This window comes from Streptomyces lacrimifluminis (assembly GCF_014646095.1).
Lineage (GTDB): Bacteria > Actinomycetota > Actinomycetes > Streptomycetales > Streptomycetaceae > Streptomyces > Streptomyces lacrimifluminis.
The window spans coordinates 218,662-235,898 of record NZ_BMMU01000006.1 but is presented as its reverse complement, the minus strand read 5'-3'; the positions used below and the strand labels follow the sequence as shown (position 1 = coordinate 235,898).

Below are 17,237 nucleotides of genomic sequence, written 5' to 3'. Positions count from 1 at the left end.
GAGGAGCCCGCCGTGCACCGTCCCTCCAGCGCAGAGGCCGAGATCGCCGAGGAACTGGCCGCCGTACGCCCCGACCTCGTGTCGCGGTACGCGGCCGAGCTGCCCGGCGCCCGGGCCGCCGTACTGACGCGGTTGTGGCGGGCGCTCGTCCACGAGCCGCTGCCGTGGGTCGTCCGGCGCGAGAGCGGCGCTGCTCTCCTGCTGGCGGACGGACGCCGGCTGGAGGGCCCGTACGCCGATCCGTACGCCGTCGACGGCCGCGTCACCGCCGTACGGCTCGGGTCGGTGGCGTACGACGATCCGGCGCGGCTGATGACGGACCTGGCCGTCCCGCACGGCCCCGCCTTCGCGGTCGAACTCGGCGACAGTGTCGCCTCCTTGGCCCTGTCACGCGCCGACCAGGACAGCGCCCTACGTGCTCCCGTGAATAGCTGGGAGTGGGAGCAGCGGGTCGTCGACGGGCATCCCTTCCACCCCAACTGCCGTTCCCGGCCCGGGTTCTCCGTGGCCGAGCAGCTCGCGTACGGGCCCGAGCACCGGCCGGTCGTGCGGCTGGCGCTGGTGGCGGCGGACGACTGTGCCGTGCGGGGCGAGTGGCCCGAGTGGCTGTGGGACGGAGGGCGTCCGCTGATCCCGGTGCACCCCTGGCAGGCGGAGCACGTGCTCCGACTCCCCAGCAGCGGCGGCCTGTCGGCGCATCCTCTGATGTCCCTGCGCAGCCTCGCCCTCCCGGACGGCGGCCCGCACCTCAAGACGGCGTTGAGCGCCCGGCTCACCTCCTCGGTACGGGACATCTCGCCGTACTCGATCCAGACCGCGGCGACGGTGTCGGCGTTCATGGAGTCCATGGCAGCGCGTCTCGACGGGCTGCTGCACATCACCCGCACCCTCGGCGCGGTCTCCGCCGACTCCCCCGATCTGGCAGCCGTGTTGAGGGAAGCACCGGACCTGTACGCGGACTCGGGGGCAGGTGAGCACGTCGTGCCGGTCGGGTCCCTCGCCGCCACAGGGCTTCCTCAATCACCCTTCTGGCTGGCCGAGTTCACGCGTCTCGCCCTCTCCGTGGGTCTGCGCCTGCTCGATCTGGGCGTCGCCCTGGAGGCACACGGTCAGAACCTCCTCGTCGTGCTGTCGGCGACCGGCGACCCGCTGCGGTTGGTCTACCGCGACCTCGCCGACATCCGCGTCAGCCCAGTCCGGCTGGCCCGGCACGGAATCGCGACGCCGGCGCTGACCGGACGGATCGTCACCGACGACGAGATCACGTTGCGCCGCAAGCTGTTCGGCTCGCTGGTGGCGGGGGCGCTGGGTGCGACCGCCGGTTCGGAGGCGGCACTCCGGGAGTCGCTGGAGACAGCCGTACCAGGGCTGCCGCGTACGCCGGATCTCCAGGCGCTGCTCGAACAGTCCCTGCCCACCAAGGCGTTGACCCTGATGCGGCTGTCGCCGGACACCCCCGGAGATCTGTGGACCCAACTCCCCAACCCCCTGGGAGAGGTGAAGCGGGGAGGCGGCTGACGGGACCCGTTGTGCAGCGGGTGACCCCGGGTCAATAGGATCCGTCGATGATCACAAGACAACGGCTGGCGGCGGGCGCCTGTGCCCTGCTCGCCGCCCTGGCGGCCGGGATCGCGGTCCCTGCCGGAGCCGTCGCCGACGAAACGACCGCACTCGCCCCCAAGGTCAACCTCCTCCTGGACGTCAGCGGTTCGATGCGGGCGCGCGACATCGACGGCCAGTCGCGGATGGCCGCGGCGAAGCAGGCGTTCAACGAGGTGCTGGACGCGACACCCGAGGAGGTCCAGCTCGGTATCCGCACGCTGGGCGCCAACTACCCGGGCGACGACCGCAAGGAGGGCTGCAAGGACACCGCGCAGCTCTACCCGGTGGGCCCGCTCGACCGGGTCGAGGCCAAGACCGCGGTCGCGACGCTGACGCCCACCGGCTGGACGCCGATCGGCCCCGCGCTGCTGAAGGCCGCCGACGACCTCGACGGCGGCGAGGGCACCAAGCGCATCGTGCTCATCAGCGACGGCGAGGACACCTGCGCACCGCTCGACCCGTGCGAGGTGGCCCGGGAGATCGCGGCCAAGGGCATCGGCCTCACCATCGACACTCTCGGCCTGGTCCCGAACACCAGGATGCGGCAGCAGCTGAGCTGTATCGCGGAGGCGACCGGCGGGACGTACACGTCGGTCGAGCACACCGACGAACTCGCCGACAAGGTCAACCAGTTGGTCGTCCGTGCCGCCGACCCGGTGGTGACGCCGGTGGCCGTCGAAGGCGCTGCCGGATGCGCGAACGCCCCGGCGGTGAAGTCCGGCCTGTACACGGACCGTGAGGAGTTCGGCCAGCAGCGCTGGTACCGCGTCGACGTCCTGCCGGGACAGGAACTGCGCGCCTCGGTGAGCGTGTCCGCCGACCGGGCGGTCAACCCCGACTACGGGGTGCTGCTGCGGGCGGTGACCGTGCACGGCCGCGAGATCGTCCGCGGCGAGGGCAACGGCACCGGGCGTACCGACGTCATCTCGACCGGGCTGCGCTATCCGAAGGCGGAGGCGGACGACGACGCGGACAAGCCGGCGGCCGAGACGGTGTGTCTCCAGGTCACCAACTCCTTCTCGGCGGCCAGTGGTGTGAAGTCCACGCCCGGCCTGCCGCTCGAACTGACCGTCGACGTGGTCGACGGCCCGAGCCGGGCGAGCGACGTGGCCTCCTTCGGCCTCGGCCGTGGCTGGTGGCTGCTGGGCGCGCTCGTCGTGTTCGGCTTCCTCACGGGTGTCCTGTGGGGCTGGATCTCGCGCCTGCGGGTCTCGGTATGGAGGACCAACTGATGCGAGTGATGCGAGTCAATCGAGTTCCCAAGGGACAACTGATGTGCGGTACCCGTGTGTTGGGCTCGGCCATGCTGATGCTCGGGCTGGCCGCGACCCCGGCCGTCGCCGATGCCTCGCCCTCGGCGAGCCCTTCGGACGGCAGCTCGGCGCCCACCTCGGCGGGCACGTCGTTCCGTACGGCGACGGAGATCGACCAGGGGCAGCAGGCCACCGCGAGCGGCTCGGCGGGCGACTACCTGTACTGGTCGTTCCCCGCGGACGCCGGTCAACGCCCCACCGTCAAGGCGACGGTGAAGCTGCCGGACACGCACGCGTCCGAGACGTGGCAACTCGACGTGTACGACGGTCTGCGGCGCCGCCAGGCCTGCCAGTACGGCGCCCAGACGCGCACCGCCGCCCCGGGCACCGCGTCCGTGGAGCTGGCGTGCACCCTGCGCACGGTCCGCGCCTGGTCGGAGCAGTGGGCCAACGACCCGCTGCCGGGCACGTACTACATCCGGCTGACGACGGTGAACCTCGCGACCTCCGACCTCGGCCTCCCGGTCGACGCCGAAGTGCGGGTCGGCTCCTTGGACATCGGCGGTTCGGCGGCCGTGGACGGTTCACTGGCCGAGCCGCTGGTGCCCGGGATCGCGGTCAAGTCCGAGGACACGGAGGACGGTTCGACGGCGTCCGCCGTGCTGTCGAGTATCGAACCGGACGACGGCTGGTCCTCCGGCTGGTGGTCCGACCGCTGGGTCTGGACGGCGATCGGCGGCGCACTGGCCGCCCTGGCGGGCGTCGGCGGCTATGCCCTCACCCGCGGCGCGGGCCGGCCGAGGCAGGTGCCGCCGGGAGTCTGACCAGGGCCGTTTCCTGACGGTTCGTCAACATGCCCGCCGCGCACGGTCGTGCGGCGGGCAAGTCCCGTGTCAGGCCTCCCGCAGGGTCTTGGCGAACGTTCCCTCGCCGGTCACCTCGACACGTCCGTCCCGTACGGCGTCGAGCACACCGACGTCTCCCCGGCCGACCGCCGCACACGTACCGGTGTCCATCGACAGGCGGGCGTCGGGCTCCTCGGGGGCGGGCCCGGCACCGTACACCGGAACATCCTCCGCGCCGACGTACAGATGGAACTCGCCCTCATCCAGCCGGACTTCGACGAGACCCCCGCCGCTCACCCCGCCCGCCGCCTCCAGCCCGCGCAGCAACGGCAGCGCGAACCAGTGCGCCCGCACGGCGTCCGTGGCGCGCCGCTCGTCCAGCTCGGGCGCTCCCCACTCCCCCAATGCCTGGAGCACGGGCAGCAACTGCCTTCCCCGGCCAGTGAGTTCGTACACGTACGCGGCCCCCGGCGGAGGCAGCCGACGGCGGGTGGCGAGGCCGTCCCGCTCCATGTCCTTCAGCCGCGACGCCAGTACGTCCGTGCTGACGCCCGGCAGATCCGTCTGCAGGTCGGTGTAGCGGCGCGGACCGGCCAGCAACTCCCTGACGATCAGGATGGTCCAGCGGTCGCCGACGACATCGAGGGCGCGAGCGACGGAACAGTACTGGTCGTAGCTTCGGCGAGGTGACATGCGACGCAGTCTAGACATGTTGTTGGACTTTCCAAGCGGAGACTTGGTAAAACCAAGCATCACCACGAACCGGAGGGGCGTAAGCGCATGGAGTTCCGGCAGTCGAGCAAGCTCAGCGAGGTCTGTTACGAGATCCGCGGACCGGTGATCGAGCACGCCAACGCACTGGAGGAGGCGGGCCACAGCGTCCTGCGCCTCAACACCGGCAACCCCGCGCTCTTCGGCTTCGAGGCACCGCCGGAGATCCTCCAGGACATGATCCGCATGCTGCCGCAGGCCCACGGCTACACGGACTCGCGCGGCATCCTCTCCGCCCGCCGGGCCGTCGCCCAGCGCTACCAGGAACGCGGTCTGGAGGTCGACGTCGACGACGTCTTCCTCGGCAACGGCGTCTCGGAACTGGTCTCGATGGCGGTCCAGGCACTGGTCGAGGACGGCGACGAAGTCCTCATCCCCGCCCCGGACTTCCCCCTCTGGACAGCGGTCACGACCCTCGCAGGCGGCAAGGCGGTCCACTACCTCTGCGACGAACAGGCCGACTGGTACCCGGACCTGGACGACATGGCGGCGAAGATCACCGACCGCACCAGGGCCGTGGTCGTCATCAACCCCAACAACCCCACCGGCGCGGTCTATCCGAAGGAGATCATCGAGGGCATCCTCGACCTGGCCCGCCGCCACGGCCTGATGGTCTTCGCCGACGAGATCTACGACCAGATCCTGTACGACGACGAGGTGCACCACTCGGCCGCCGCGCTCGCCCCCGACCTCGTCGTCCTGACCTTCTGCGGCCTGTCGAAGACGTACCGGGTGGCCGGGTTCCGCTCGGGCTGGCTGGTGGTGACCGGCCCGAAGCAGCACGCGCGCAGCTACCTCGAAGGCCTGACGATGCTGGCGTCCATGCGCCTGTGCCCCAACGCGCCCGCGCAGTACGCCATCCAGGCAGCACTCGGCGGCCGGCAGTCCATCCACGAACTCACCGCCCCCGGCGGCAGGTTGCGCGAACAGCGCGACCGCGCCTGGGAACGCCTCAACGAGATCCCGGGCGTCTCGTGCGTCAAGCCGAAGGGCGCGCTGTACGCGTTCCCGCGCCTCGACCCGGCCGTGCACAGGATCCACGACGACGAGAGGTTCGTCCTGGACCTGCTCCTCCAGGAGAAGATCCAGGTCGTACAGGGCACGGGCTTCAACTGGCCCTCCCCCGACCACTTCCGCATCCTCACCCTCCCGTACGCGGACGATCTGGAGGTGGCGATCAGCCGGATCGGCCGGTTCCTGAGCGGTTATCGGCAGTAGTACCAGCCGGGGCGGTCGGCCGCTGTCCGTCATGGGTAACCCCTCCCCATGACGGACCGACCGCTGCTGCTCCTGGACGTCGACGGCCCCCTCAACCCGTTCCGCGCCCGGCTCCTGCGCCACCGGGGGTACGTGACCTGCCGGGTGCACCCCGCGAAATGGTCGGCCAAGCAGAAACCGGGCTCCCGGAGGCGCCGCCGGGGACTGCGGCTGAGGCTGCACCCGGGGCACGGTGCCCGGTTGCTCGCCCTGCCGTACGACCTGGCCTGGGCCTGGGCCACGGCCTGGATGCACGGGGCGAACAAGATGATCGGCCCGGTGATCGGGCTGCCTGCCGACCTGCCGGTCATCGAGTTCACCAACCTGTTCGCCGAGGACCCCGACGGGCTGAACTGGAAGACACGACGCGTGGTGGAGTGGGCCGCCGGGCGCCCCTTCGCCTGGGTTGACGACATGATCACCGACCTCGACGTCCGCCACGTGGCCGAACACCACGCCGGGCAGGCACTGCTTCTGCGGATCGACCCGCGCAAGGGTCTTCGGGAGCGCGAGTTCACCGAGCTGGAGCGCTGGGCTCGCGATGTCGGACCCGGGTCGTAGTCTTCGAGGAACGGGTCGAATCGCGCCCGGTCGCTCGACCGACCGGGCGCCGACCGCATCAGCCGATGCCCGGGAAGGAGTGCGCCATGACCCGACCGCCGACCGCCGCCCAGCGACGCGTCATCGACGCCGCCGACCCTGTCACGGGACGGCTGCGGGGTACGGAGTTCCAGCTGGCCGCCCTGGTCAAGCGAGGGCTCGCCTTCCGGCACCCGCGGCCCCCGCACGACCACTTCCTGACGCCTACGGGCCATCGGATCCGGGAGGAGGCCCGGCCCACGGACACTCCTGCCCCCGCCGAGGCCACCCCTGCTTCCGGGGCCGCCGGGGTGTTCGCCGCGCGGGTGGGCGGCGAGGAGGAGATACCGGCCGCCGGGCCCGCCCGGACGCGTGAGGTGCACAGTGCCTGGCAGGGGCTGCTGGAGCTGCGCCGGATGACCAACACGGACGGGGCCATGGACCGTCCGTGCGGCTGGGAGCGTACGCATCTGGTGCAGGCCGCCGCGTTGGCGCTGGAGGCGGCCGGCCACCTGCCCGAGGACGGGTTCGGTGCCGGTGGTGGCTACCGGGTGCGGGCGACTCCGCAGCCGGAGGCCGTCGCCGTGCGGGAGCCCGACGGTGATGCGCTGCGGGCCTGCGCGGCCACGCTGGAGAAGGCGGGCTGGCAGGTCGGCGAGCACACCGAGCCGCGTACCGGCGCGCGCTATCTGCTGGCATCGCCCCGACGGACGTAACGGCCCGATCCACGAAGGCGGTTGACGACAGTGAGCAACCGCTCAGTACGCTGGCCCCTGTCCTGTTCGCCGCAGAACCACTCGCCGTGAAGTCATGAGCCATGAAGTCGAGCAGTCTTGAAGGGGAAGTCGTGGCCGAAACGTTTTCCGTCCCGGTGACCGTGCGGGGGTACGAGACCGATACGCAAGGGCACGTCAACCAGAGCGTGTACGTCAACTACGCGGAGCACGCCCGCTGGTCGTTGCTCCACGCGGCGGGCGTCAGCCAGGCCGGGCTGTTGGCGAAAGGGGTGGGTCCGGTGGCTCTGGAGACCACCATCCGCTATCAGCGGGAGCTGCTCGCGGGCGACGAGGTCGAGGTGACCTGCGAATTCCTCTGGGGCGAGGGGAAGACCTTCCGTATCCGGCAGACGATCCGCAAGGCCGACGGCACGGTCGCGGCGGAGCTCACGGCGGTCGGCGGACTGATGGACCTCAAGGCGCGCAAGCTCGTCCCGGACCCGAAGGAGTACTTCCGGGCACTGGCGTCGGAACCGCGACTGTTCGGGCTCTGACCGGCACTCACCGCGACCTCGCCGAGAAGGACGGCGTCGGCACACTGGCCGGTTTGCCTCCTGCCACGGCATGGTCATGCACGGCCCCGGCACGGACAGTCTCTCCTTCGGCGGGATCCGCGCACGGGCCCGCGCGAACGCGCCCAACCCGGCCGACTGCGGCGACGGGACGACGGGACGACGTACCTGCACGCCTTCCTCGACGCCCGGGCGTGGGCGATGCGGCAGGAGAGGGCCCATGAGGACACCAGCCGTGTGGACACCGCCCACGCGTCTTGGCTGACCGGCCGACACGGCCGGTGGTGACGGCGGGACTCCGGCCGAGGGCCGTCCCCCTCGGCCGGAGGTCTTTCAGGGCCCCTGTTCAAGGCGCTTCGGGTGTCCCGGGCATCTCAGGCTCGCGCCGCGATGGCGGCCAGTCGCCGGGCCGCCGCACGCGTCGAGCGGGCGATCTCGTCCTCGTCGACGTGCAGCAACCGCCCGTTCTCGACGATCTGTTCGCCGTTCACGAAGGACGCGGTGACCGGGGCCGCCGCGCCGAAGACAAGAGCGGTGACCGGGTCGGCGATCGACGCGTGGGCCAGGGTGTCCAGGTTCCACAGCACCAGGTCGGCGAGCTTGCCCGGCTCCAGTGACCCCGTCTCCCTCGCCCGGCCCAGGACCTGGGCACCACCGTACGTCCCGAGGCGCAGCGCCTGACGGGCGTTCAGGGCGGCCTCGCGGTGGGCGCCGAGGCGGTTGATGAGGAGGGCGTTGCGCAGTTCGGTGTGGAGTTCGCCGGACTCGTTGGACGCGGTGCCGTCCACGCCGAGGCCGACCGGGACGCCGGCCGCCAGCATGTCGGGGACGCGCGCGATGCCCGCCGCCAGCCGGGCGTTGGAGGACGGACAGTGGGCCACACCCGTCTTCGTCCGGGCGAAGGCGGCGATGTCCGAGTCGTTCATGTGGACGCAGTGCGCCATCCACACGTCCTCGCCGAGCCAGCCCGTGGACTCGAAGTAGTCGGTCGGTCCCATGCCGAACAGTTCCTTGCAGAACTGCTCCTCCTCGACCGTCTCAGAGCCGTGCGTGTGCAGGCGTACGCCCTTGCGCCGCGCCAACTCCGCGCCCTCGCGCAGCAGTTCGGTCGAGACGGAGAACGGTGAGCAGGGGGCGACCGCGACCTGGGTCATGGCGTCGAAGGAGGGGTCGTGGTGCTCGTCGACCGTGGCCTCGGTGGCGGCCAGCGCGCCCTCCAGACTCTCGACGGCGAAGTCCGGGGGCAGGCCGCCGTCCTTCTCGCTGCGGTCCATCGAGCCGCGGGCGAGGGTGAAGCGGACGCCCATCTCGCGGGCCGCGCCGATGATCGCCCCTGACAGGTCTCCGGAGTCCTTCGGGAAGACGTAGTGATGGTCCATGGCGGTCGTGACTCCGCCGCGGGCCATCATGGCCAGCGACCCCTGCGCCGCCGCGCGCACCATCGGCTCGTCGATGCGCGCCCACGTCGGGTAGAGCGCCACCAGCCAGTCGAAGAGGTTGTGGTCGGTGGCCAGGCCCCGGGTGATCCACTGGTAGTAGTGGTGGTGCGTGTTGACCAGTCCGGGGGTGACGAGATGCCCGCTCGCGTCGATGCGCCGGACCACGTCCGCCAGACCCTCGGGGGCCTTTCCGGCGCCGACCGACTCGATGCGGTTGCCGGCGATCACCACATGGCCGGACGCGTACTCGGTGTCGGCGGCGTCCACGGTCGCGACCGCGCAGTTCTCGATGACGATGCGTTGAACCATCGTTCGTTCGTCCTTAACTTCCGGGTACGCGTCAGAGGTTGGTGAGGTCGGCGGGGATGCGCGCCTCGGCGCCGTCCCGCAGGATCGTGCCCTCGATCAGGCCGTACGGACGGTCGGCGGCGAGGTACACCTCATTGTCGTTCTTCAGCCCGAACGGCTTCAGATCCACCAGGAAGTGGTGCTTGTTGGGGAGGGCGAACCGCACCTCGTCGATCTCCTCGCGCTGCTCGATGATCCGCGCGCCCATCTGGAAGAGGGTCTGCTGGAGGGAGAGCGAGTAGGTCTCCGCGAAGGCCGACAGCAGAGCCTTCCGGGTCTGCGTGTAGGACTCCTCCCAGTCCGGCATCTCCCGTTCCTCGTCGGACCAGTTGAAGCGCCAGCGCGCGGACACCTGGGTCGCCAGGATGCGGTCGTACGCCTCGGGGAGGGTCGTGTACTTGTCCTTGACGTAGCCCCAGAACTCGGAGTCGGTCGTGTTCATCACGACCAGGTCCTTGAGCCCGGAGACCACCTCCCACGACGAACCGTCGTACGTGATCTGGGTCAGCCGGGTCTCCTGGCCCTGCCGGGCGAAGGAGTGCTCGCCCTCGCCCGCCGCCTCGATCCGCTCCCAGGAGTACTCCTCGATCCGGATGCGCGCCTTCTGAATCGGCTCCTGGCTGGTCACGAAGTGCCGTGCCAGATGGACGCCGAACTGCTCGGCGGAGTCGATGCCGTACTCCTTGGCGAAGGCGTACACCGTGTTCTTGGTGGTGTCCGTCGGCAGGACGTTCGCGTTCGAGCCGGAGAGGTGGACCTCGTCCATGTCGCCGGAGAGCGACACCGAGACGTTGAGATCCTTGACGTGGTGGGTGGCGCCGTCGCGGGTGACGCGCACGACGCGGTTCTCGGCCTTGCCGTACTGGTTCTGCCCGAGAAAGACGGGGCGGGCCTGGGCGGCTGAATCGGTCATGATGCTGCTAGCTCCCTCGGTATACGGAGTAGCCGAACGGGTTGAGCAGCAGCGGTACGTGGTAGTGCTCGCCCGGTACGACGGCGAACGTGACCGCCACCTCCGGGAAGAACGCTCCCGCCGCACCGCTGTCCCGATTCGCGGGGGCGTCCTGCTGCGCATCGGCCTGTTTCTTCTCCAGGTACGGCTCGACCTCGAAATCGAGCCGCACGTGGGTCGTGCCCTCCGGCAGTGCCGGCAGGTCCTTGCACCGCCCGTCGGCGTCGGTCGCGCCGCCGCCGAGCGCCCGCCAGGCTCCCCCTTGCCCGTAGGCGCCCTGCCCGCTGCGCGCGGCGAGCCGGACGGCGACGCCCGCGGCGGGGCGGCCGACGCTGGTGTCCAGGATGTGCGTGGACACGGAGGCGACGAAGGCGGTGGGGTCGGCGGTTTCGGTGGCGTCGGTGCTCATGTCTGTCACTGCTCTTCCTGTACGAGGTTGCCGAGCCGGATGCGGTTGATCTTCCCCAGTTCGGTGCGGACGATCTCCCGCTCCCGCTCCGGCGTGTTCCCGATCCGTTCCCGCACCGCGTCGCGCATCTGCTCGCCGGTCCGGCCGGTCGCACAGATCAGGAAGACATGCCCGAACCGCTCCTGGTAGGCGAGGTTCAGTTCGAGCATCTCCGCCTTCAGCTCCTCGGAGGCGCCGGCCATGCCGCGCTGTTCGCGGGCGGAGGTCGGGTCCCCGGGCTTGGGGCGGCCGATCGGCGGGTGCCCTGCCATCGCCTCGGCGAGGTCGTCGGCGGTCAGCCCGGCCGTCGCGGTGTCGCTCGCCGTGTACAGGTCCTCGGCGGTGGCGTACGGGCGCTTCGCGAGCAGGTCCCGCCCCCAGGCCGTCGAGGCGCAGGCCTCGTGGAGGGTGGCGCGGGCCGCGGACTCCTCCAGGGCGTTGAACCGGGCGAGGCCGCCAGGGGTCGTACTCGACGTCACGGCAGACCTCCGTGGCCTTGTGCGTGCTGGGTGCGTGCTGGTGCGTGCGGAAAGCACGCCGGGCTGGTTGCCCACAGCTAACGCCTTCCGACGACAAGACGTCAACACTTTGTTGAAAATTCCGGGTTACGGTGCCGTCGCCCCGGATCCGTCACCCGGGACCCGGGACCCGTCAGGCCTGTTTCTCGCGGTTCAGGTAGTTGTAGACCGTGAAGCGGCTGACCCCTAGGGCGCTCGCCACGGTCTCGACCCCGTGCCGCACGGAGAAGGCGCCGCGGGCCTCGAGTATCCGTACGATCTCCTGCTTGGCCTTGCGGTCCAGTTCGGCGAGCGGCTTGCCGTGTCCGCGCTCCAGGGCGGCCAGGATGTGATCGAGCGAGTCGGCGAGCTGGGGCAGGCGTACGGCGACCACGTCGGCGCCCTCCCAGGCGAGCACGACATCATCGGGACCTGCCAGGCCGGGCGCGACCAGCTCGCCACCCATGGCGTCGACCAGCGGTTTCACGGCCGCGACAAAGGCGGCGGCGACGGACCCGTCCCCGGCGCCGGTCACCGGTCGCCGTCCCCGTCGATCACGTTGACCTGGAGGGAGACACGGGTCGCGCCGGCCTCCAGGGTCCTGCGCAGCAGCGCGTCCAGGGCGGTGAGCACCGCGTCGGCGCGCCCCTCGGCGGTGTTGCCGAACGGGCCTACGTCCACCGTGTCCAGCTCGGCCGCCTCGATGACCTCGCGGGCGACCAGCGCGTGCGCGGGTGCCTCGTCGAGATCGAAGGGCTCGGTCGTGAACTCCACTCGCAGTCGCACTGTGCCCATTCTTCCGTCAGGTCGTGTCCCAGCCGCTCGGACACGACCCTAACGGACTCCCCCGCGACATTCAGCGGTGCTGGGTGCCCACTCCGAAGAGCGGGCACCCCTCACCCGAACCGCCCTACAGACGAAGGGAGTTCACCTTCAGGACAGGGTCGGGGACGGTGTCGCGCGCACCGGTGCCACGTCGGCGGCGGGCGAGGGACACGGCCAGTACGGTCAGCGCCGCGAGCGTCGCGACACAGGCCGCCAGAGCGGGCAGCGGGGAAGCGGCTCCGCCCGCCTGCCGTACGTAGGCGAGTGCCTCCGCGTCGATGTGCGCGCCCGGCAGATGGGCGACGGCCAGCGCGCCCGACACGACCAGGGCCGCGGCGGCCACGGCCGACGACCGGCTGAACCACAGCGCCGCACCTCCCAGCAGACACAGCGCGGAGACGCCGAGCGACGCGGCCAGGCCGTACCTCGGCGCGTCGACCCGGTCGAGCGGGAAGTGCGCCGCGCCGCAGAGCAGGACGAGGGCGGCGACAACCCGGCGGAGCCACAGGACGTCGCGCCTCCCGGCACCCGCTCCGGCCACCGCCACCTCGCCCCGCGGCGCGGTGTGCGCGATCACGGGATCCGCGTCACGGTCACGGTCACGGTCATCGTCGATGCGGCCGATCAACTGCACCAGGTCCTCGACGGGCCTGCTGGTGGCGGCGGCCTGCACCGCCTGGGCCTTCACGTGGGCGGAGTGCGGGGCCGCGTGCAGGAGCGCGACCAGGCGGCCGACCTCGGCCACCGGCCGCTGTTCGACAGCTGTCCGGATCGCCTCGTCCATCCGGTCGACGCTGTGCGCCGGCGGGCCCAGCAGATCCACCAGGCGCGAGACGTCCTCGACGGAGCGCGCCACCGCCGCGACGCGCAGGACCGTCGCCGCGGTCGGCACACCGTCGGGCGACTGCTCCAGGAGGGTGACGAGCTGGACGACATCGTCCAGGGGTCTCGCGACGACCACGGTGCGCACCAGGTCGTCCGTGCGGATGCGGGTCACGGGACGGGGTTCGCCTGTTCCGGAGCTCTCCGGGCAGGCAGGGAATGGCTCGACGGCCATGTTTGCCTCACAACTTCAGTGCACTGACACACGGGAACCGTGCGCCCCGCTCATATGAACGTTGAACCCTGTGTAACCGCCCCCTTCCCGCCCCGCCACTTGGGAGAGCCCTCTTGACAAGCCGCAAGACCCGACGGCAGTCTTCCATTAAACAGAAAACTGTTTCCGTAATACGGAATACAAGGAGGCGTCGACGGCCATGGGATTCACAGAGCAGCGCTTCACCGTCAACCTGTCGATCCTCTTCACGGAACTCCCGCCCCTGGAGCGCCCGGCGGCGGCCCGGGCCGCCGGTTTCCGCGCGGTCGAGCTGTGGTGGCCCTGGCTCGACTCCCCCACCCCGGCACAGTCCGAGCTGGACTCCCTGCGGGCCGCGATCGAGGACGCCGGCGTCCGGCTCACCGGCCTGAACTTCTACGCCGGACAGCTGCCGGGCCCCGACCGGGGCGCCCTGTCGGTGCCGGGCCAGGAGTCGGAGCGGTTCCGCGCCAACATCGAGGTGGCCGCGGATCTGGCCGGGTCACTCGGCTGCGGCGCGCTCAACGCGCTGTACGGCAACCGGATCGAGGGAGTGGACCCGGCAGAGCAGGACGCGCTGGCACTGGAGAACCTGGTGCTCGCGGCCCGCGCCGCGAGCCGCATCGGGGCGCTCCTGCTCGTCGAGGCGCTCAACAGGGTGGAGTCACCCCGGTATCCGCTGGTGAGCGCCCCGGCCGCCGTGGAGGTCGCCGACAGGGTCAACCTGGCGACCGGCCTCGACAACACGCGCTTCCTGATGGACCTCTACCACCTGTCCATGAACGGCGAGGATCTCCCCTCGGTGATCGACCGGTTCGCCGCGAAGACGGGCCACGTCCAGATCGCCGACACCCCCGGCCGCGGCGCCCCCGGCACCGGCACGCTCCCCCTCGCGGACCACCTCGACCGGCTGCGGAAGGCCGGTTACGAGGGCTGGGTCGGCCTGGAGTACAGGCCGGGCGACCGGCCGAGCGCCGAGGCGTTCGACTGGCTGCCGCGCGAAGCGCGCCGCACCCCCTGACATCACCGAGCAGCAGAGAGGTGCCCCGCCATGAGCAATCTCCCCAGGATCGCCTGGATAGGCCTCGGCATCATGGGTTCCCCCATGTCCGAGAACCTGATCAAGGCGGGCTACGACGTCACCGGCTTCACCCTGGAACAGGACAAGCTCGACCGCCTTGTCGCCGCCGGCGGCACAGCTGCGGGCTCGATCGCCGAGGCCGTGCGCGACGCCGACGTGGTGATCACGATGGTGCCCGCGTCACCGCAGGTCGAGGCGGTCGCGTACGGCCCCGGGGGCATCCTGGCGAACGTGCGGCCCGGCACCCTGCTTGTCGACATGTCGTCGATCACCCCGCAGACGTCGGTGGATCTGGCGAAGGCGGCGGCAGAGAAGGGCGTCCGGGTGCTGGACGCGCCCGTCTCAGGTGGTGAGGCGGGCGCGGTCGAGGCCGTGCTGTCCGTCATGGTCGGCGGTGAACAGGCCGACTTCGACACGGCATTGCCCCTCTTCGAGGCGCTCGGCAGGACCGTCGTGCTGTGCGGACCGCACGGCTCCGGTCAGACGGTGAAGGCAGCGAACCAGCTGATCGTCGCCGTGAACATCCAGGCGTGCGCCGAGGCCGTGGTCTTCCTGGAGAAGTCGGGCGTGGACCTGAAGGCGGCGCTGGAGGTGCTGGGCGGCGGGCTGGCCGGCTCGACGGTGCTGGCGCGCAAGAAGGACAACTTCCTGAACCGCGACTTCGCCCCGGGCTTCCGTATCGACCTCCACCACAAGGACATGGGCATCGTGACGGACGCGGCCCGCACGGTCGGTGCCGCGCTTCCGGTCGGCGCGGTGGTCGCCCAACTCGTCGCGTCCCTGCGGGCGCAGGGCGACGGGGGCCTGGACCACTCGGCCCTGCTCCGGGCCGTGGAACGCCTGTCGGGCGCCGGCGTCTGACACCTTCCCGTTCCTCCCATTGATCTTCCGGGTGGCGCCACCGCTGACAACTGTCCTGTCGCGCCCAGGCGTTGGCACCACCCGGAAACCTCAAATCCAGCTCTGAACCCGGCCCCGGGGGCTTCAACAACCCCCGGGGCCGGGCACATTGTGGTCAGCACGGAAAACAACGGGAACACCGCACGGGGGAACAACGGGGGACCAACGGGGGAAACAGGGAGGGGGTGCCCATGGGCACCCCCTCCTTCCTTGCCTCCAGCGTCCTCGGCGTCAGATCCTCAGCGTCCTGATCGACGTCGGCGCATGGCCCGGCTCGGTCGCGATCTCCTCGAACTCCTCCACGTTCCCTATGTCGTTGGTCGTCGACATGGAGATGTTCGTGACGCGTTCCAGGATCGCTTCGACGACCACCGGGACCCGGTGCTGTGCCGCGAGTTTCCTGGCCTGCTCGAAGGCGGTGGCCAGTTCGGCCGGGTCCGTCACCCGGATCGCCTTGCAGCCGAGGCCCTCGGCGACCTTGACGTGGTCGACGCCGTAGGCGCCCAGCTCGGGCGAGTTGAGGTTCTCGAACTCCAGGTTGACCTGGAAGTCGATGTCGAAGGCGCGCTGCGCCTGCCGGATCAGGCCCAGGTAGGAGTTGTTCACCAGCACGTGGATGTACGGGATGCGGTGCTGGGCGCCGACCGCCAACTCCTCGATCATGAACTGGAAGTCGTAGTCGCCGGAGAGGGCGACCACGGACGCCTCCGGGTCGGCGACGGCGACGCCCAGAGCGGCCGGGATGGTCCAGCCGAGAGGGCCGGCCTGGCCGCAGTTGATCCAGTGGCGGGGGCGGTGGACGTGCAGCAACTGCGCGCCGGCGATCTGCGAGAGGCCGATCGTCGTCACGTACCGCGTCTCGGGGCCGAATGCCTTGTTCATCTCCTCGTACACGCGCTGCGGTTTGATCGGGATGTCGTCGAAGTGCGTACGCCGCTGGAGACGGGCCCTTCGTTCCTGGGTCGCCGCCGCCCACTCGGAGCGGTCCGGAAGGCCGCCCGCGTCCCTCAACTCCCTTGCCACCGTGACGAAAAGCTGCAGCGCGGCCTTCGCGTCGGAGGCGATGCCGTAGTCGGGGGCGAAGACGCGGCCGATCTGGGTGGGCTCGATGTCGACGTGGACGAAGGTGCGGCCGGTCGTGTAGACGTCGAGCCGGCCGGTGTGCCGGTTGGCCCAGCGGTTGCCGATACCGAGGACGAAGTCGGACTCCAGGAAGGTGGCGTTGCCGTAGCGGTGCGAGGTCTGGAGGCCGACCATGCCGGCATTGAGGTCGTGATCGTCCGGCAGTGTGCCCCAGCCCATGAGGGTGGGGACGACCGGGATGCCCGTCAACTCGGCGAATTCGACGAGGAGTTCGGCCGCGTCGGCGTTGATGATGCCGCCGCCGGCCACGATCAGCGGCCGGTGCGAGGCGTTCAGCATCGTGAGCGCCTTCTCGATCTGGGCGCGGGTCGCGGCCGACTTGTGGACGGGCAGCGGTGCGTAGGTCTCCGGGTCGAACTCGATCTCCGTCTGCTGGACGTCGACCGGCAGGTCGACCAGCACCGGTCCGGGGCGGCCCGACCGCATGAGGTGGAAGGCCTGCTGGAGGACGCCGGGGACCTGGGCCGCCTCCAGCACGGTGGTGGCCATCTTGGTGACCGGCCGGGCGATGGAGGCGATGTCGACGGCCTGGAAGTCCTCCTTGTGGAGCACGGCGGTGGGCGCCTGGCCGGTGATGCAGAGGATCGGGATCGAGTCCCCGGTCGCGGAGTACAGCCCCGTGATCATGTCGGTGCCGGCCGGGCCGGAAGTGCCCACGCAGACACCGATGTTGCCGGGGCGGGTGCGCGTGTAGCCCTCGGCCATGTGCGAGGCGCCCTCGACATGGCGGGCGAGCGTGTGACTGATCCCGCCGGAGGCCTTGAGCGCCGCGTAGAAGGGGTTGATCGCCGCGCCGGGAACACCGAACGCGTGTGTGACGCCCTCCCGCTTGAGGATCTCGACTGCCGCACGGGCAGCGGTCATACGAGCCATAGAGCAACTCCTCGGATTCGTACTCCCGTCGCGCCCCGCGGAGAGAGAAAGCCTCCGTGAC

The 17,237-nt window shown here is 70.6% G+C and carries 19 protein-coding genes; 10 read left to right on the top strand and 9 right to left on the bottom strand.

Going from position 1 to position 17,237, the window contains the following annotated elements:
• The first annotated feature begins 12 nt into the window (after window positions 1-12).
• The 3 genes from IEY89_RS12480 to IEY89_RS12470 are packed head-to-tail and all read left to right on the top strand — an operon-like array spanning window position 13 to window position 3,679.
• Window positions 13-1,518, top strand: coding sequence for an IucA/IucC family protein (locus tag IEY89_RS12480; protein ID WP_189147418.1), 1,506 nt, complete (start codon window positions 13-15; stop codon window positions 1,516-1,518).
• A 47-nt stretch (window positions 1,519-1,565) separates the two neighbouring features.
• Window positions 1,566-2,834, top strand: coding sequence for a VWA domain-containing protein (locus IEY89_RS12475; protein WP_189147417.1), 1,269 nt, complete (start codon window positions 1,566-1,568; stop codon window positions 2,832-2,834).
• Entirely contained in the window at window positions 2,834-3,679 is an 846-nt protein-coding gene (locus tag IEY89_RS12470) for a hypothetical protein (RefSeq protein WP_373287229.1), read from the top strand. Before IEY89_RS12475 ends, IEY89_RS12470 begins: the two co-directional genes overlap by 1 nt.
• A gap of 69 nt (window positions 3,680-3,748) precedes the next feature.
• Here IEY89_RS12470 and IEY89_RS12465 read toward each other — a convergent pair whose 3' ends face one another.
• Complete coding sequence (locus IEY89_RS12465) at window positions 3,749-4,393, bottom strand: winged helix-turn-helix transcriptional regulator (RefSeq protein ID WP_189147415.1); 645 nt, start codon at window positions 4,391-4,393, stop codon at window positions 3,749-3,751.
• Window positions 4,394-4,480: 87 nt separating this feature from the next.
• Between IEY89_RS12465 and IEY89_RS12460 the strand changes: the two genes are divergently transcribed.
• The 5 genes from IEY89_RS12460 to IEY89_RS41895 all read left to right on the top strand — a co-directional run bounded on the left by IEY89_RS12460 (window position 4,481) and on the right by IEY89_RS41895 (window position 7,883).
• A complete protein-coding gene (locus IEY89_RS12460; RefSeq protein ID WP_189147414.1) occupies window positions 4,481-5,689 on the top strand; it encodes a pyridoxal phosphate-dependent aminotransferase in 1,209 nt (402 codons plus the stop codon).
• Window positions 5,690-5,737: 48 nt separating this feature from the next.
• Window positions 5,738-6,289: an HAD domain-containing protein gene (locus IEY89_RS12455; protein ID WP_189147413.1), complete on the top strand. Its 552-nt coding sequence runs from the start codon at window positions 5,738-5,740 to the stop codon at window positions 6,287-6,289.
• 86 nt (window positions 6,290-6,375) lie between these two features.
• Window positions 6,376-7,023, top strand: coding sequence for a hypothetical protein (locus IEY89_RS12450; protein WP_189147412.1), 648 nt, complete (start codon window positions 6,376-6,378; stop codon window positions 7,021-7,023).
• A 131-nt stretch (window positions 7,024-7,154) separates the two neighbouring features.
• Entirely contained in the window at window positions 7,155-7,577 is a 423-nt protein-coding gene (locus tag IEY89_RS12445) for an acyl-CoA thioesterase (protein WP_189147411.1), read from the top strand.
• A 219-nt stretch (window positions 7,578-7,796) separates the two neighbouring features.
• Entirely contained in the window at window positions 7,797-7,883 is an 87-nt protein-coding gene (locus IEY89_RS41895) for a hypothetical protein (RefSeq protein WP_373287233.1), read from the top strand.
• 86 nt (window positions 7,884-7,969) lie between these two features.
• On the opposite strand, the gene IEY89_RS12435 is transcribed toward IEY89_RS41895, so the two are convergent.
• From IEY89_RS12435 to IEY89_RS12405, 7 genes are all read right to left on the bottom strand, one after another.
• On the bottom strand, window positions 7,970-9,343 hold the full coding sequence (locus IEY89_RS12435; protein WP_189147410.1) for an 8-oxoguanine deaminase: 1,374 nt from the start codon (window positions 9,341-9,343) through the stop codon (window positions 7,970-7,972).
• 31 nt (window positions 9,344-9,374) lie between these two features.
• Entirely contained in the window at window positions 9,375-10,295 is a 921-nt protein-coding gene (gene pucL, locus IEY89_RS12430; RefSeq protein ID WP_189147409.1) for a factor-independent urate hydroxylase, read from the bottom strand.
• A gap of 7 nt (window positions 10,296-10,302) precedes the next feature.
• A complete protein-coding gene (gene uraH, locus IEY89_RS12425) occupies window positions 10,303-10,743 on the bottom strand; it encodes a hydroxyisourate hydrolase (protein WP_189147488.1) in 441 nt (146 codons plus the stop codon).
• Between the two features lie 5 nt (window positions 10,744-10,748).
• On the bottom strand, window positions 10,749-11,261 hold the full coding sequence (gene uraD, locus IEY89_RS12420) for a 2-oxo-4-hydroxy-4-carboxy-5-ureidoimidazoline decarboxylase (RefSeq protein WP_189147408.1): 513 nt from the start codon (window positions 11,259-11,261) through the stop codon (window positions 10,749-10,751).
• Window positions 11,262-11,433: 172 nt separating this feature from the next.
• Window positions 11,434-11,814 (bottom strand): helix-turn-helix domain-containing protein, encoded by a 381-nt coding sequence (locus tag IEY89_RS12415; RefSeq protein ID WP_189147407.1) that lies wholly within the window; start codon window positions 11,812-11,814, stop codon window positions 11,434-11,436.
• On the bottom strand, window positions 11,811-12,065 hold the full coding sequence (locus IEY89_RS12410) for a YkoF family thiamine-binding protein (RefSeq protein ID WP_189147406.1): 255 nt from the start codon (window positions 12,063-12,065) through the stop codon (window positions 11,811-11,813). The genes IEY89_RS12415 and IEY89_RS12410 overlap by 4 nt, the downstream gene beginning before the upstream one ends.
• 124 nt (window positions 12,066-12,189) lie before the next feature.
• Window positions 12,190-13,101 (bottom strand): hypothetical protein, encoded by a 912-nt coding sequence (locus IEY89_RS12405; protein WP_189147405.1) that lies wholly within the window; start codon window positions 13,099-13,101, stop codon window positions 12,190-12,192.
• 259 nt (window positions 13,102-13,360) lie between these two features.
• On the opposite strand from IEY89_RS12405, the gene IEY89_RS12400 reads away from it, so the two are divergent.
• Window positions 13,361-14,200 carry a TIM barrel protein gene (locus IEY89_RS12400; protein WP_189147404.1) on the top strand — a complete coding sequence of 280 codons (840 nt, stop codon included), beginning with the start codon at window positions 13,361-13,363 and terminating at the stop codon, window positions 14,198-14,200.
• Between the two features lie 30 nt (window positions 14,201-14,230).
• Entirely contained in the window at window positions 14,231-15,121 is an 891-nt protein-coding gene (locus tag IEY89_RS12395; RefSeq protein ID WP_189147403.1) for a 2-hydroxy-3-oxopropionate reductase, read from the top strand.
• A 270-nt stretch (window positions 15,122-15,391) separates the two neighbouring features.
• Here the strand turns inward: IEY89_RS12395 and gcl are convergent, their stop codons facing one another.
• The gene (gene gcl / locus IEY89_RS12390) at window positions 15,392-17,176 is read right to left on the bottom strand and encodes a glyoxylate carboligase (RefSeq protein ID WP_189147402.1); all 1,785 of its coding nucleotides are present in this window, start codon (window positions 17,174-17,176) and stop codon (window positions 15,392-15,394) included.
• Window positions 17,177-17,237: the final 61 nt, after the last annotated feature.

Coding starts and splice junctions, on each gene's coding strand:
- IEY89_RS12475 (WP_189147417.1), top strand. CDS start 1,566: ATGATCACAAGACAACGGCTGGCGGCGGGCGCCTGTGCCCTGCTCGCC.
- IEY89_RS12470 (WP_373287229.1), top strand. CDS start 2,834: ATGCGAGTGATGCGAGTCAATCGAGTTCCCAAGGGACAACTGATGTGC.
- IEY89_RS12465 (WP_189147415.1), bottom strand. CDS start 4,393: ATGTCACCTCGCCGAAGCTACGACCAGTACTGTTCCGTCGCTCGCGCC.
- IEY89_RS12460 (WP_189147414.1), top strand. CDS start 4,481: ATGGAGTTCCGGCAGTCGAGCAAGCTCAGCGAGGTCTGTTACGAGATC.
- IEY89_RS12455 (WP_189147413.1), top strand. CDS start 5,738: ATGACGGACCGACCGCTGCTGCTCCTGGACGTCGACGGCCCCCTCAAC.
- IEY89_RS12450 (WP_189147412.1), top strand. CDS start 6,376: ATGACCCGACCGCCGACCGCCGCCCAGCGACGCGTCATCGACGCCGCC.
- IEY89_RS41895 (WP_373287233.1), top strand. CDS start 7,797: ATGCGGCAGGAGAGGGCCCATGAGGACACCAGCCGTGTGGACACCGCC.
- IEY89_RS12435 (WP_189147410.1), bottom strand. CDS start 9,343: ATGGTTCAACGCATCGTCATCGAGAACTGCGCGGTCGCGACCGTGGAC.
- pucL (WP_189147409.1), bottom strand. CDS start 10,295: ATGACCGATTCAGCCGCCCAGGCCCGCCCCGTCTTTCTCGGGCAGAAC.
- uraH (WP_189147488.1), bottom strand. CDS start 10,743: ATGAGCACCGACGCCACCGAAACCGCCGACCCCACCGCCTTCGTCGCC.
- IEY89_RS12400 (WP_189147404.1), top strand. CDS start 13,361: ATGGGATTCACAGAGCAGCGCTTCACCGTCAACCTGTCGATCCTCTTC.
- IEY89_RS12395 (WP_189147403.1), top strand. CDS start 14,231: ATGAGCAATCTCCCCAGGATCGCCTGGATAGGCCTCGGCATCATGGGT.
- gcl (WP_189147402.1), bottom strand. CDS start 17,176: ATGGCTCGTATGACCGCTGCCCGTGCGGCAGTCGAGATCCTCAAGCGG.